Origin of the sequence: Meiothermus sp. Pnk-1 (genome assembly GCF_003226535.1) — a bacterium.
Lineage (GTDB): Bacteria > Deinococcota > Deinococci > Deinococcales > Thermaceae > Allomeiothermus.
The window spans coordinates 24,168-37,969 of the sequence record NZ_QKOB01000019.1; the positions used below are offsets into that span (position 1 = coordinate 24,168).

15 protein-coding genes, 1 tRNA gene and 1 riboswitch are annotated in these 13,802 nt (G+C 63.6%); of the genes, 15 read left to right on the forward strand and 1 reads right to left on the reverse strand.

The annotated features are described in order from the left end of the window. Positions 1 to 16 precede the first annotated feature (16 nt). Genes DNA98_RS16295 through DNA98_RS16305 form a run of 3 tightly spaced genes read left to right on the forward strand, consistent with a single transcriptional unit; the run spans position 17 to position 2,860 of the window. Positions 17 to 1,708, forward strand: coding sequence for a diguanylate cyclase (locus tag DNA98_RS16295; protein ID WP_110532449.1), 1,692 nt, complete (start codon positions 17 to 19; stop codon positions 1,706 to 1,708). A gap of 55 nt (positions 1,709 to 1,763) precedes the next feature. Next, the gene (locus DNA98_RS16300) at positions 1,764 to 2,648 is read left to right on the forward strand and encodes an SPFH domain-containing protein (RefSeq protein ID WP_110532465.1); all 885 of its coding nucleotides are present in this window, start codon (positions 1,764 to 1,766) and stop codon (positions 2,646 to 2,648) included. A gap of 23 nt (positions 2,649 to 2,671) precedes the next feature. Continuing rightward, complete coding sequence (locus tag DNA98_RS16305) at positions 2,672 to 2,860, forward strand: Arc family DNA-binding protein (RefSeq protein WP_110532450.1); 189 nt, start codon at positions 2,672 to 2,674, stop codon at positions 2,858 to 2,860. A gap of 307 nt (positions 2,861 to 3,167) precedes the next feature. On the opposite strand, the gene DNA98_RS16310 is transcribed toward DNA98_RS16305, so the two are convergent. Beyond that, a tRNA-Leu gene (locus DNA98_RS16310) sits at positions 3,168 to 3,254 on the reverse strand. A gap of 117 nt (positions 3,255 to 3,371) precedes the next feature. After that, positions 3,372 to 3,563: riboswitch (cobalamin riboswitch) on the forward strand. A 118-nt stretch (positions 3,564 to 3,681) separates the two neighbouring features. On the opposite strand from DNA98_RS16310, the gene DNA98_RS16315 reads away from it, so the two are divergent. From DNA98_RS16315 to DNA98_RS16370, 12 genes are all read left to right on the forward strand, one after another. Further along, positions 3,682 to 4,557, forward strand: coding sequence for an ABC transporter substrate-binding protein (locus tag DNA98_RS16315; protein ID WP_110532451.1), 876 nt, complete (start codon positions 3,682 to 3,684; stop codon positions 4,555 to 4,557). After that, positions 4,554 to 5,603 carry an iron ABC transporter permease gene (locus tag DNA98_RS16320; RefSeq protein ID WP_110532452.1) on the forward strand — a complete coding sequence of 350 codons (1,050 nt, stop codon included), beginning with the start codon at positions 4,554 to 4,556 and terminating at the stop codon, positions 5,601 to 5,603. The genes DNA98_RS16315 and DNA98_RS16320 overlap by 4 nt, the downstream gene beginning before the upstream one ends. Then, on the forward strand, positions 5,596 to 6,447 hold the full coding sequence (locus DNA98_RS16325; protein ID WP_110532453.1) for an ABC transporter ATP-binding protein: 852 nt from the start codon (positions 5,596 to 5,598) through the stop codon (positions 6,445 to 6,447). Before DNA98_RS16320 ends, DNA98_RS16325 begins: the two co-directional genes overlap by 8 nt. After that, positions 6,440 to 6,793, forward strand: coding sequence for a hypothetical protein (locus DNA98_RS16330; protein WP_110532454.1), 354 nt, complete (start codon positions 6,440 to 6,442; stop codon positions 6,791 to 6,793). The genes DNA98_RS16325 and DNA98_RS16330 overlap by 8 nt, the downstream gene beginning before the upstream one ends. Further along, positions 6,793 to 7,008, forward strand: coding sequence for a DUF5522 domain-containing protein (locus DNA98_RS16335; RefSeq protein ID WP_110532455.1), 216 nt, complete (start codon positions 6,793 to 6,795; stop codon positions 7,006 to 7,008). The genes DNA98_RS16330 and DNA98_RS16335 overlap by 1 nt, the downstream gene beginning before the upstream one ends. Positions 7,009 to 7,130: 122 nt before the next feature. Further along, a complete protein-coding gene (locus tag DNA98_RS16340) occupies positions 7,131 to 8,996 on the forward strand; it encodes a peptide ABC transporter substrate-binding protein (protein WP_110532456.1) in 1,866 nt (621 codons plus the stop codon). A gap of 103 nt (positions 8,997 to 9,099) precedes the next feature. Continuing rightward, the gene (locus DNA98_RS16345; RefSeq protein ID WP_110532457.1) at positions 9,100 to 9,705 is read left to right on the forward strand and encodes a nitroreductase; all 606 of its coding nucleotides are present in this window, start codon (positions 9,100 to 9,102) and stop codon (positions 9,703 to 9,705) included. Positions 9,706 to 9,786: 81 nt separating this feature from the next. Continuing rightward, complete coding sequence (locus DNA98_RS16350; RefSeq protein WP_110532458.1) at positions 9,787 to 10,704, forward strand: ABC transporter ATP-binding protein; 918 nt, start codon at positions 9,787 to 9,789, stop codon at positions 10,702 to 10,704. A 9-nt stretch (positions 10,705 to 10,713) separates the two neighbouring features. Next, a complete protein-coding gene (locus DNA98_RS16355) occupies positions 10,714 to 11,448 on the forward strand; it encodes an ABC transporter permease (RefSeq protein WP_110532459.1) in 735 nt (244 codons plus the stop codon). A 45-nt stretch (positions 11,449 to 11,493) separates the two neighbouring features. Next, the gene (locus DNA98_RS16360; RefSeq protein ID WP_110532460.1) at positions 11,494 to 12,615 is read left to right on the forward strand and encodes a sensor histidine kinase; all 1,122 of its coding nucleotides are present in this window, start codon (positions 11,494 to 11,496) and stop codon (positions 12,613 to 12,615) included. Beyond that, positions 12,612 to 13,214, forward strand: a complete 603-nt coding sequence (locus tag DNA98_RS16365; RefSeq protein ID WP_110532461.1) for a response regulator transcription factor — start codon at positions 12,612 to 12,614, stop codon at positions 13,212 to 13,214. The genes DNA98_RS16360 and DNA98_RS16365 overlap by 4 nt, the downstream gene beginning before the upstream one ends. A gap of 32 nt (positions 13,215 to 13,246) precedes the next feature. Then, a complete protein-coding gene (locus DNA98_RS16370) occupies positions 13,247 to 13,705 on the forward strand; it encodes a DinB family protein (protein WP_110532462.1) in 459 nt (152 codons plus the stop codon). Positions 13,706 to 13,802 lie beyond the last annotated feature (97 nt).

Consider the following 13,802-nt stretch of genomic DNA (forward strand, 5'->3'; position numbering starts at 1 on the left):
CCCATAGAATCGACTCGTGCCCTGGCTAACCCTGACCCTGGCGCTGATCCTGCTGGGAAGCTTCCTCGAGCCCACCCGATCGGTGGTGCGGCTCGTAACCCCCGCCTTAGCTGCCCTGGTGGGGGCGATCTTGTTGGGGCGGGCGGGGCAGAACTGGCGCGGGGCCGCACTGGGGCATGCGCTGTTCGCCGCTGCAGAGGCAGGCCGGGCGTATGGGCATTGGAGCGGGCAAAGCCCGATCTCTTCCTGGGCGGACGGGGCTGCCCTGGCGGGGTTTCTGGCCTGGACTTATACCTTACTCCGCCTGCCTGGGCGGCGCTTCCCCCGGCTGAGCCTGTGGTTCCACCTTCCCTTGGTCGCCATGATGGCCGGGCTGAGCTTGCTCAACCCCGACCCCAAGGTCCTGCTGGGCTATACCCCCATCATCCTGAGCCTGCTCGTCCTGACGATGTTTCACACCGATGCCGCCCTACAAGGAAGCACCCCCGAAGGACGGTTGCTATGGATTATCGGGCTCTTGATCGCCGCCCTATCCGCTTACCTGGTCGCCTGGTTAGGTGCAGAACTGAGTTTCGTGCACTTTAATTTCGTGCTCGGGTATACCTTTATGGCCCTGGGCGGATACCTCGAGGCCCGCCCGCGCCCGCTGGGGCTATGGCTAGCGGCGCTGGGAATGGCGGGGCTTTTGGTGAGCTGGCGGATGCTCTGGCCAGATCTCCCGCCAAACTTCGGGTCTAGCCCGGTCCCGGCCCTCATCCTGAGCGGCTACCTGGCTTTTCTGGGCGCTATGGGGTTTCTAGTGGCCGATCGCAACCGCCGCCTACAGGCCGAAACCCAGCTCAGGAATTGGGTCAAGCTCCTCGAACAGCTATACCGGATTGCCCCCACCCATCAGACCCTCTCCCCACAGAACATCCTGGCCGAGGTGCTCGCCGCTTTGAAGCCGTTCTTCCCCACCCTGGTAGGCATCGGGCTGCGCAGCGACTTTAAGATGCGCGTAGGGAAGAAAACCGACCACCGCCACAGCTTTTCGCTGGGCTCTACCAAAAGCTTTCCCGGCGAAGGCCGGGTAGACGTCCAAGTTACCCTATACTTCAGCCAGCCGCTCGAGGAGCGCGATAACCTCGAGGCCCTCACCCCGCTTCTTGTCCAACGGCTGCGGCAGACCTTGGCCCTGATCGAGTGGCGCACCCAGGCCATCACCGATCCGCTCACCGGGCTGCTAAACCGCCGAGGGCTCGAGCGGCACATCCCTAGGCTGATGAACCTGGCCCGGCATAACGGCAAACCCATCAGCGTGGCCATGCTCGACCTCGACCATTTCAAACGGGTCAACGACCATTACGGCCACGATAACGGCGACCGGGTGTTGCAAGCTTTGGCGGGCGTGCTGCGCCGCCATCTGCGCTCGGAGGATCTGGCGGTGCGCTGGGGAGGAGAGGAATTCGCCCTGCTCCTCTACGGCGCGGGCCTCAAGGACGCCCATCTGGTCCTGCGGCGCATTCAGGAGGAGCTGCGGGCGGTGCGGGTAGAGCCTATCCCTTGGGCTTTTACCCTCTCGGCCGGGATCACCGGGGGGCGGGTCCCGTCCTCGCCGGCAGTGCTCGAGGCCTGGCTGCTACAAGCCGACTGGGCGCTATTGCAAGCCAAGGAGGCCGGGCGCGATCAAATCCGCGTGGTAGAGCCCCACAGCCTCAGCGATACCTGAGGGCTACCCTTGACAGCCCCGCGAAGTGATATCATTTTAATTACAGGAGGATATGATGGGAGCTGTTCGTGAACGCCGCGCTTTTCGCCTCAACGGATTTTTAGCCGTGCTTTTGGTGATCGGCCTATTGGTCTGGGGGGGGCTCAACCTTTACGACTTCATCCGGGCTGCGCTCGAGCAGCGCTATTTGTGGGGCAAGCTGGCCTGGGCGGTGGGAAGCTGGCCTGTGGCCTTCTTGTGCTTTAGCGGCTTCTTCGTGGTGCAACCCAACGAATCTCGAGTGCTGGTGTTCTTAGGCCGCTACACCGGCACGGTGCGCCTTGCCGGGTTTCACTGGGCCAACCCCTTCGCCTCCAAGGAACGCCTCTCGCTTAGGGTGCGCAACTTCAACTCCGAGCGCCTCAAGGTCAACGACGCCCAGGGCAACCCCATCGAGATCGCGGCGGTGGTGGTGTGGCGGGTGGTAGACACCTTCAAGGCCATGTTCGATGTGGAGGACTACGGCAACTTTGTGGCGATCCAGTCCGAAACCGCCATCCGGGCTATCGCTAGCCGTTACCCCTACGACGCCCACGAGGGCGAAGAATCCCTGCGGGGCGACCCCGATGGCATCTCCCGTGCCTTGCAGCAAGAGCTGCAAACCCGGCTCGAGGTCGCCGGGGTAGAGGTGCTGGAGGCTCGGCTCACCCACCTGGCCTATGCCCCCGAGATCGCCCCGGCCATGCTGCGCCGTCAGCAGGCCCAGGCGGTGATCGCCGCGCGACAGAAGATCGTAGAAGGCGCGGTGGGAATGGTCAAACAGGCCCTCGACCAGCTCCGCGCCGAGGGGGTGGTGGAGCTCGATGAGGAGCGCAAGGCGGCCATGGTCAATAACCTCCTGGTGGCTTTGGTCTCCGAGTCTGAGGCGCAGCCGGTATTGAACACCGGAACCCTGTACTGAAGGGGGCAGCTTGCCCTACGCGTATGCCCGAGAAAAAGAAATTCCTCCTGCGCATTGACCCGGCGCTCTACGACGCGCTCGAGCGCTGGGCCGCGGATGAATTTCGTAGCGTAAACGCCCAGATCGAGTTCGTCCTCAAGGAGGCCCTCAAAAAAGCGGGCCGCTTTGGGAAAGCGGCCCCTCCGCGTGAATCCTCGGAGGAAAACCCTTGAATCTCCGCCGTGATATCCCTTTCCCAGGCCGAGGGTCGGGGAAGCTAAATACCCCCTCCTGAGCAGGGGTGGGGGTATACGTCCTACGCCATACGCAATACGCAAAACGCCAGACGCTAAACGCGGGGGAAAAAATCGGGACGGAGCAAGCTCCGTACACCCGGGGGACCGATCCCCTTCGTTCGACGTACGCTGAGGGTCGGGGTCTGTGGGCCATATGAAAGGGTATTAGGGGTAGCTCGAGCCCAGGGGCTGCCAGGGAGATTCGACCCTCGCCAAAAAATACAGGCCGCGATTGCGGCCTTCTTGGTGCCGGGGAGGGGACTTGAACCCCTACGCCCTAGCGGGCACTACCCCCTCAAGATAGCGTGTCTACCAGTTCCACCACCCCGGCATAAAGCGCCAGATAGACGCAAAGGCTAGTGTAGGAGGAAGTGAGGGCCTTGTCAAGTTGATCCTTGTCAAGGGGCGGTAAAGGGTGTACGGTGGGGCTAAGCCCGCTAGGGCGGGTACAGCTCGGTAAATTCCTGGTGTCTGGGCGCGTAGCTCAGGCTTAAAGTGGGGAAATCCGGTGAAGCAGGACAATCCTGCCATTCCGGTACTGTCGCGCAACGGTGACGGTGCATTGGGGCTGGTGGTAAGCGAAGCGAGCCACCCGTTACCGCCCGAAGTCCGAATACCTGCCAGGAAGCCTTTCCGCCCGATAAGAAAGGCACCTCTCGCAAGAAGGGGGAGTTTCGGGGAAGATCGCATATCCGCGCCCCACTCCCAGGGGCGTTTTTCATGCCCTCGCGCGAACCGAGCGGAAGGAGGCGTAAGGCATGAGAAAGTTGTGCTGGTTTTTTCTCTTGGCGGTTAGCTGTTCGCTCTCGGCTATCGGCTTTGCCCAATACCCCAAAACCCTCACCGATGACTTAGGCCGGAAGGTCACCCTCCCGGCTGAACCAAAAAAGATCGTGACCATGCTGCCCTCGCTCACCGAGACCCTGTGTGCGATGGGGGCCTGCGAGCGGCTGGTGGCCACCGATTCCTTTTCCGACTGGCCAGAGTCGGTCAAGCGGCTACCCAAGGTAGGGGGGCTGTACGATCCCAGCCCAGAGAAGATCGTGGCGCTCAAGCCGGACTTGGTGCTCATCTCCGTATACGGCAAGCTACAGGAACCGCTCGAGCGCGCAGGGATCCCCACCTTTACCATCAAGACCGAGTCTTATGAGGATATCTTCCGCACCACCCGGCTGCTGGGCGAGATCCTGAATCAACCTTCCGCTGCTGAGCGCCTCGTGGCGCAGATCCAGCAACAGATCTACGCCCAGGAAACCCGTGCGGCCAAGGCCAAGGACCGCCCCACCGTCTACTTCGAGATTGACCCTACCCCTTACACGGTCGGCCCCGGCTCGTTTATCGGGGCGCTGATCGCCAAGGCTAGGGGGCAAAACATCATTCCCAAGGAACTGGGGGATTTCCCTCGGATAAGCCCCGAGCTGGTAGTGCAGAAGAACCCCGAGGTGATCGTGCTGACCCATCCGGGGGCTGCCGATCTCGCCAAGCGACCGGGTTGGTCCCGGCTACGGGCGATCCAGACCAACCGGGTATGCAGCTTCACCGGCGAAGCGGACAACCTGCTCTCGAGGCCGGGGCCGCGGGTGGCGGAGGGGCTGAAGCTGCTGATCGCCTGCTTGCACCCGGAGCTGCGATGATCAACGCCAAACCCGGGCGCCAGCCCCTGTCCGCGCGGTATGCCTCGAGGGCACTGGTATTCCTCGGGCTGGTGGGGCTGCTGGGGGTGGCGCTGGTGCTCGGGGTGGGGCAGGGGGCGGTGTATGTCTCTCCCCGCGAGGTGCTGCGGGCCCTAAGTGGGGCCGAGGTCAACCCCATCGTGACCGACCTGCGGCTGCCCCGGGTGCTGGGGGCGATGGGGGTAGGAGCAGCCTTGGGCTTGGCTGGAGCAGCCTTCCAAGGGCTATTTAGAAACCCTCTGGCCGATCCTTACCTGATGGGCTCGGCTGCGGGTGCGGCCTTTGGGGTGACGCTGGCGGTGAGCCTAGGCGGAAGCCTGAGCAGCGCCTACTCGAGCAGCCAGATCTTCGCCGCCCTGCCGAGCTACGTAACCCTCTTCGCCTTTCTCGGAGCGGTGCTGGCGGTTGCCCTAACCCTGGCGCTCTCCGGCGGGGCTTTGCGCACCCACGAACTGATCCTGGCCGGGGTGGTGGTAGGCGCGGTGCTGACCGGGCTCACCACCTACCTGATGCTCAAGGACGCCGACCGCACCCGCGCGGTGATGGCCTACACCCTGGGCAACCTCAGTTTCCTGGGTTGGACAGGGGTACGGGCGCTGGCTTTGTACCTGCTTTTCTCCCTGCCGTTTCTGTGGATTTTAGGGCGCACCCTCAACGCGCTCAGCCTGGGCGAGGAGACCGCCCGCAGCCTAGGGCTTCCCCTCCCTTGGCTCAAATTGCTGGTGATCGGCCTGGCGACCTTGCTCACGGCGGCTTCGGTAGCCTACGCTGGGATCATCGGCTTTGTGGGGTTGATAGCGCCCCATGCCCTGCGGCGGCTGGTGGGTGGGGATTACCGGCTGCTCCTCCCCGCTTCCGCGCTGGGAGGGGCGGCGCTGCTCGTGTTTTCGGACCTGCTGGCTCGGGTCCTAACCCGCCCCGCTGAACTCCCGGTGGGAGTGGTGACGACGATCTTGGGTGGGCCGTTTTTCCTGTATTTGCTGTGGAGGGGAAGACGAAATGTCTGAGGCCACAAGCCCCGCATCGCCCGCCGCTCCCCCTTTCCCGAAGGAAGCGCCAGGCCCAGCCTCCTTGGGAGTCGAAAATGTGACCTTCGCTTACTCAGGTAGGCCGGTGCTGCGTGGGGTGAGCCTCGAGCTGCGTAGGGCTGAGTGGCTGGCCCTCCTGGGCCCCAACGGCGGCGGGAAGAGCACCTTGCTGCGGGTGATGGCCGGCCTGCTGAACCCTCAAGGAGGAAGGGTGGTGCTCGAAGGAAAGCCCCTGACAAAAATCTCTAGCTGGCGGCGCGGGCAGACCCTAGCCTTTATGCCGCAGGGTGGCCCCTACCCTGAAGAGCTCACCGTAGAGGAGGTGGTGCGGCTGGGCCGTACCCCACACCTGGGCTTGCTAGGCCGAGAGGGCCGAGCCGACTGGGAAGCGGTGCAGTGGGCCATGCGACAGACCCAGGTGCTCGAGTTCCGCGACCGCTTGCTCTCGACCCTTTCGGGAGGAGAGCGAGCTAGGGTGATGCTGGCCCGCTCGCTCGCCGCAAAACCCAAATACCTGCTGCTGGACGAGCCCACGGCCCACCTCGATCTCCATCACCAGGCCGAATTCCTGTGCTTGCTCTCCGGGCTGCGCCAGCAAGGAATCGGGGTGCTTACGGTTATGCACGACCCCAACCTGGCCCTTCAGGCCGACCGAGTAGCCTTTCTGCAGGAAGGCCATATCGCAGCCCAAGGCAATCCCAAAGAAGCCATCACCCAGGAGCTCTTAAATCAAATCTACGGCCCAATGGTGCGGGTTCGCCACGTGGACGGCCAGCCGATAGTGGTCTTGGGAGGTAACCCAGGGGTCGAACACCATGGCTAGCCTCAAAGTCACCGAACAGATGCTGGTGCTTGATTTGGGCGAGGTCCGACGCCTGGAAACCCAGGATGGACCCAGGTTGGCCCGTTTCATCGCTGTGCTGCGGGACATGAGCGCCATCTGCACCCGCCTAGGCCCAGAGGATGGCCAACGCCTACATCGAGCGGTAGGACCCAAACTGATCCGGGGCGGGATCCCCCCCAGTGAGGCCCTGGTTTACTCGCTCTGCGCAGATCCCTGGGAGTTCGACCGAATCGGGCAAACCTTGATCTTGCCGGGGTTGCGTATCTACCTGGACGGCCCGCCGGAATTCGTCGAGACCCCTTTGTACGCCTGGGTAAGCCGATAATGTCCAAGAAGACCGAACTGCAAGAAGGGCTCGACTACTACCTCGAGAACGGCCTGTACGTCTTCACCGAGCGCTACCACCTGCGCCGGGGGTACTGTTGCGGCTCGAGGTGCCGCCACTGCCCCTACCCCAAAGAGGTGCAGGCCGAGGCGATCCGCCGCCGCCTGGCCGGATTGCCGCCAGACCCGGCGGCCCCTCGCCGGGCGGGCGGATAGAACCCGTACCGAGGCTGATCGTCGGGATGGAGTCGGCGGGGCCAACTCTTGAGCAATCGGCGGGGGTAGACAAAATGGATATGCTCTATATACTGGCATAAATTTGAGGAGGAAGGGAGTTTATGAAGCAACGGGTTATACGAGCTTTCGTCGGGGTAGGGTCATTGGTCAGCATGGCCTTAGCTGGGCCACAGGACAACAGCTTAGTGGTGGGCACCTCACAGGAACCTCGGGTGCTGGTAGGGGATTTTGTGAACGCCATCAGCAACCAGAGCATCAAGTTGGAGATCGAGAATTTCCTACTTCCCCCCCTAATCCAGACCAGCCGCGATCTGGAGAATATGCCGGTCTTGGTCACCGAGGCCCCTACCGTGGCTAACAAGCGGGTGCGCTTCAGCAACCTGCCGGGGGGCAAGCGGAGGCTCGAGATTGACCTCACCCTGCGCGAAGGCGCGGTCTGGTCCGACGGAACCCCCATCACCACCGACGACGTGGCGCTGTACTACGACTTCGGCAAGACCAAAGGGGTGCCTACCACCTCGCCCGACTACTGGGACCGGGTGGGCTTGCAGGTCAAGGACAAGCGGAACTTCACCGTTACCTTCGAGCCCGCTTATTTCTATGACCTCGACGGAAGCCCCATCGGGTATGCCCCGGCCCACATCATGCGCGCGGAGTGGGAGAAGGCCAAAGCAGCCGCCCAAGGCCGCGATGCTGCCGGGCAGGCCGAGGTGTTTCGCAACTTCTTCACCCAGTACGCCTCGCCACAAGCGCTCAACGCGGGCAAGATGGTCTACTCCGGGCCCTTCATACTCAAGCGCTGGGTCCCCGGCAATACCATTGAGATGGTGCGCAACCCGCGCTTTTTCATCACCCCTCCGGGTGGGGCCGACAAATACGTACAGAAGGTGATCTACCGCATCATCCAGAACACCAACTCCCTGTTGGTGGCGATTCTGGGTGGAGGAATTGACGCTTCCTCGGGGGTCTCGCTGAGCTTCGATCAAGGGCGTTCTCCTCAGCTCACCCGCCGGGCCGAGGGCCGTTTCGAGGTGTGGTTCGTGCCCACCCCCTTCTTTGAGCACATCGAGGTCAACCAGTTCACTAACCTCGAGCAGGTAAAAAACTTGGGCCTAGCAGATAAGCGCACCCGCCAGGCGTTGATGTACGCCATCAACCGCGAGGCAATCAGCAAGGCTTTCTTCGAAGGGTTACAACCGGTTGCTCACACCTGGGTGTTCCCCCAGAACCCCCTGTACAGTTCCAACGTACGGCGATACGAGTACAACCCCGACAAAGCCCGCGCCCTGCTGGCTGAACTGGGCTGGAAGCCGGGGCCGGACGGCATCTTGCAGCGCACTGTGGACGGCAAAACCGTGCGCTTTGAAATCGAGTACCAGACCACCGCCGGAAACGCTGTGCGCGAGCGCATTCAGCAATTCATCCAAGATAACCTGCGCCAGGTGGGTATCGCGGTCAAGATCAATAACGCCCCCTCAGCGGTGGTGCTGGGGCCCAATCGGGCTCGAGCTCAGGATGGGGCCTGGACTGGCTTTTTGCACTTTGCCTTCAGCATGGGGTTACAAGACGACGGGGTGCGCTCGGCTTGCCGCGACGATGAAGGCAAACAGATTTTTGTCCCCACCAAGGAAAACGGCTACCGCGGCACCAACTTCGGCGGTTGGTGCAACGCCGACTACGATAAACTGCGGACCCAAGCGGTGGTAGAGTTCGATGCCGCCAAGCGTAAAGCGCTATTTGCCCAGATGCAGGCCATTTGGGCCGAGGAGGTGGCGATGATCCCTCTATACTTTCAGGCCGACCCGCGAGTCTTCCGCAAAGGGCTGGTGAACTGGGTTTCCTCGACTTTCGCCAGCTCGGGATCGCCTACCGTGGAGCCTTGGCTGATCGGCTGGGAGCAGCGGGGAGCACAGAAGGTCTACGATCAGGCCAAGTATGCCCTAGCCATCCCCTCGGCTAGCCGCTGAGCAAAAGTGGCGATCTGTGAGGGGCGCGCTGATGCGCCCCTCTTTCGGCGATCATGACTTCAGACACAACTAAACGTGAAGGAAGTGCGATAAGTTTGCCTGAATGAGCGACTTCCTTTCGATCCCCGCGGAGGCTCGGGCAGTGCTCGAGACCATCCGCAACCGCCGCAGCATCAAGCAGATCTACTACCTTCCCCATCCGGTGCCCAAAGAGCACCTCGAGAGGATGCTCGAGGCCGCCAACTGGGCTCCTACCCACGGCCAGACCGAACCCTGGCGTTTCACCGTGTTTGCCGGGGAGGCTCGCCGGGCTTTGGGGGAAAAGTTCGCCGAGTCTTACCGCCTGGGCACCCCGCCCGAGGCTTTCGAGGTGGCCAAGTACGAGCAGCAGCGGGAGCGAGTCTGGAAAGTTCCGGTGTGGATCTCGCTGGGGGTGCTCGTGGGTACCAACCCCAAAATTCCCGAGTGGGAAGAGGTGGCGGCGGTAGCCTGCGCGGTACAGAACATGCAGTTGGTGGCGCGGAGTATGGGTCTGGGGACTTTTTGGGCCTCGGGGATGCCGGTGCGCCACGAGAACACCGCGCGCTTTGTGGGCCTCGAGCCCCCGCACAAGCTGTTGGGCTTCCTGATGGTCGGCTACCCGTCCATCCCCTGGCCCGAGGGCCAGCGCGGCGACTGGCGCGAGAAGGTGCAGTGGAAGCTCGGGTGACAAGCGTCACCCTGACGGTCTGACGCTCTCCACTGAGCAAAAAAGGTCATCGGCGGCATCCTGAGAACCAGGAGGATACCGATGACCCAAGCCCTGACTGCTTCCTACACAGCGGCCCTCGAGGGCCGCGCGGTGGCCCGCTTGGATAGGGTTTCTAAGCGTTTTGGTAAGACCCAAGCGCTCGAGGGGGTGAGCCTGGAAGTCTATCCCGGCGAACTCTTGGCGCTCTTGGGGCCCAATGGGGCGGGCAAGAGCACCGCGATCAGCCTGATGGCGGGGTTGCGGAGGCCGGATGAGGGGACGGTACGGCTATTCGGCCTTGACCCGCGAGAGCCCAAAGCGCGCCTTTACCTCGGGGTGACCCCCCAGGAGACCGGCTTGCCGGGCGAACTCCGGGTTTACGAGGTGCTGGATCTGGTGCAAGCCTACTATCCCCACCCCATGCCGCGGGGGGAACTGCTCGAGCGCTTTGGTCTGGTCGGCCTCGAGCGCCGCCAGTGCGGCGGGCTCTCCGGTGGGCAGAAGCGCCGGCTGGCCGTAGCGCTGGCGTTTGCGGGCAACCCCAAGCTGGTGATCCTCGACGAGCCCACTACCGGCCTCGACGTGGAGGCGCGGCGGGCATTATGGGAGGGGGTCAGGCGTTACCAAGCCGAAGGCGGCACGGTGCTGCTTACCACCCACTACCTGGAAGAGGCCGAGGCCCTGGCCAGCCGGGTGGTGGTGATCGATCACGGCAAGATCCTTGCAGCAGGCACCGTGAGGGAGATCAAGGCTCGGGTGGGGCTGCGCCAGGTGCGCTTTCGTGCCCCCGAGGTGCCCCGCCTGGAAGGGGTCAGCAAGCTCGAGCGCGAAAACGGCACCATCGTCCTCTACACCCCCGACTCGGACGCGGTGGTACGTCAGCTGGTGCAACAACACATACCTTTTAGCGACCTCGAAGTCCGCTCGGTGAGCCTCGAGGAAGCCTTCGTCGCCCTTACCGGTACCGCCAAATCCTAGGAGCACAGCATGAACCTGATCCTCGCCCAATACAAAGCCAGCGTTCTGAGCCTCTCGCGCAACCCTGGCTACTTCGTGGGATCCATCGTCTTCCCGGCAGTCTTTTTCCTGATTTTTGGGCCACCTAACGCCAAAGACCCCCTCACCGCCAACTTCCTGATGGGATCTTTCACGATCTTCGCGGTGATGGGGGCCTTGTTCTTCGGCTTCGCGGTGGGGATCGCCAACGATCGGGCCTCGAGCTGGGCGGTGTACGAGCGCACCCTACCGGGTTCGCCCTATGTGCGCCTGGTCTCGAGGGCTCTGAACGGTTTTACTTTTGCCGCGGGTGCCGTGGTGGTAATGGCCCTCGTCGCCCACCTCACCACCCCGGCGCACCTGCCCCTGGCCGCTTGGGGCCGGTTGGTTCTGGCCTTGGTTGTAGGGGCCATTCCCATCAGCCTCTTGGGCTTTGCCATCGGCTACTTCGCCTCGCCCAAGGGGGCCGGGACGCTGGCCCAACTCTTCTACCTGCCGCTTTCCTTCCTGGGCGGGCTGTGGGTTCCGCCGCAAAACCTGCCCGAAGTGGTGCAGAAGTTCTCCCAGTTCACCCCCACCCGGCACTGGGGTGAGCTGGTCTGGCGGGCGGTGACCGGGGAAGCTTGGAAGGCCCAAGACTTCCTCAGCCTGGCGGCGTTCACCCTGATTTTTGGAACCATAGCCCTGTGGGGCTACCAGCGCGACCAAGGACAGCGCTTCAGTTAAAGCACCGCAGTAACATACAGGTGAGGCAGGCTTACCAGCGAGCCTATGGACCGGCTGAGGCAAACTCCGACAGATGCGGGCGCACCCAGGCGCGATCTTCGCGCCTACTTCTCGTTGGCCTATTTGTTTTTGGGGCTCATCCCGTTGCTCTACCCGGGGTCTACCTGGTTGAACTGGGTGGGCAGCCTGGTGGCTGCAGGGGTGTTCGCCTCGGTTTACCTGCGGGCTTTCCCGGCCAGGGGCCGAGCCCTGGTGGGCTACATTTTGCTCATGGCGCTGCTGGGGCTGCTGACGCTCCCTTTCAACGCCTGGCTCACCGGCACCTTCATCATCTCGGCAGCAGGCCGGGCTGCAGAACTCGAGCCCATCTCCCTTGCCCGGCGCATGATCGCCTGTTTGCTTATGGTCTGCACCGGAGCGGCTCTTTTCACCGCACCCAACTGGTGGGGGCGGATCATCACCCTGCTGCTGTGGGTGTTTTTTTGCATACTGGCTTGGCTTACGGGCTTGTACATGGTCGAGCGGCAGCGCTATGCCCGTCGGCTCGAGCAGGCCCGCGAGGAAAACCAGCGCCTGGCGGTGATCGCCGAACGCGAGCGGATCGCCCGTGACCTCCACGACGTGCTGGGGCATACCCTCTCTCTGATCGTGCTCAAGGCCGAGCTGGCCCGCAAACTCTCCGAGAAAGCCCCGGACCGAGCTGCCCGGGAGATGGCCGAGGTGGAGCGCATAGCCCGCGAGGCGCTGGCCCAGGTGCGGGAGGTGGTGCGGGGCTACCGGGGGGGACTGGCGGACGAGCTCAAACAGGCCAAGGCAGCGCTCGAGTCGGCCGGAATTCAGGTACACATGCCAGAGGCCCTGCCTGCGCTGCCCCCCACCTACGAAGGCGGGCTGGCCCTGGTGCTCCGCGAGGCGGTGACCAACGTGATCCGGCATTCTGGGGCCAGCCGGGTGGCCATTCGCCTCGAGGCCCTTCCCGAGGGGGTCCGCCTGAGCGTAGAAGACAACGGCCGGGGGCTGAGGGCGGGCGCGGAGGGCAGCGGGATACTGGGGATGCGGCAGCGGGTAGATGCCCTGGGCGGGACCCTCCTGTTTGGGGACGGGCCAGGAACCTGCCTGCGTGTGGTGCTGCCGCCGACCGAGCGCCGCGAAAAGGTAGGGGCATGATCCGGCTGTTGCTCGCGGAAGACCAGGGGTTGGTGCGGGGGGCGTTGCGGGCTTTGCTCGAGCTAGAGGACGACCTAACGGTGGTGGCCGAGGCCGGGAGCGGGGCAGAGGCGCTCGAGCTGGCCAGAAGGCACCTTCCGGACGTGGCCATCCTGGACATCCAGATGCCGGGGATGGATGGCCTCGAGGCTGCCGCCCAGCTCCGCCGGGAGTGTCCAGGGGTCAAAGTCATCATCCTGACCACCTTTGCCCGCGCTGGCTTTCTCGAGCGCGCCTTGAAAGCCGGGGTGCTCGGCTACTTGCTCAAGGATTCTCCTGCGGAGAAACTCGCCGAGGCCGTGCGGGCGGTGGTGCAGGGACAGCGGATGGTGGACCCCGAACTGGCCCTCGAGGCTTTGGCCGAGCCCAACCCTCTCTCCGAGCGCGAGCGGCAAATCCTCCTGCTGGCCGAGCGGGGGCTTTCGAGCAAGGAGATCGCCTCTCACCTCAACCTCTCCGAGGGTACGGTGCGCAACTACCTCTCCGAGGCCCTCTCCAAGCTGGGGGCGAAGAACCGGCTGGAGGGCTTACAGATAGCGCGGGCCAAGGGGTGGTTGTAGGGACTCTGCCGCCTTGCGTGTAGCATCTTCGTATGGACAAGACCGCGCTCCTTGGACGCCTAGAGACGCAGCTCTCCGCCCTCGAGCTGATCCTCCGGGCACCACCAGAGGCCCTGGACGCCCACCCCATCCCCGAGAAGTGGTCGGCCCGGCAAAACCTGGCCCACCTGGGACGGTTCCACGAGGTCTTTCTGGCCCGCCTCGAGCAAATCCTGGCCGAAGACAACCCCCGCCTGGCGAGCCGCACCCCCGATAACGACCCCGATCTGGCCGCCTGGATGGAACTTCCGACGCCGGAGATCATCAACCGCATCCGTCCCCTGCGCCTAGAGATCCTCGAGCGCCTGCGCGACCTCCCTGAGGAGCAGTGGGCCCGCAGCGGCGTACACCCCCTCTTCGGCCCGATGGATATCGGGGAGCTGCTGGAGCACTTCCTGATCCACGAGGGACACCACCTCTACGTGGCCCTGCAGCGCTCGCGGGGGCACTGATGCCGAGGGCCAGGAAAGCCAAATACCCCTTCCCGAGCAGGGGTGGGGGGTATACGTCGTACGCTATACGCAAAACGCCAGACGCTAAACGCGGGGG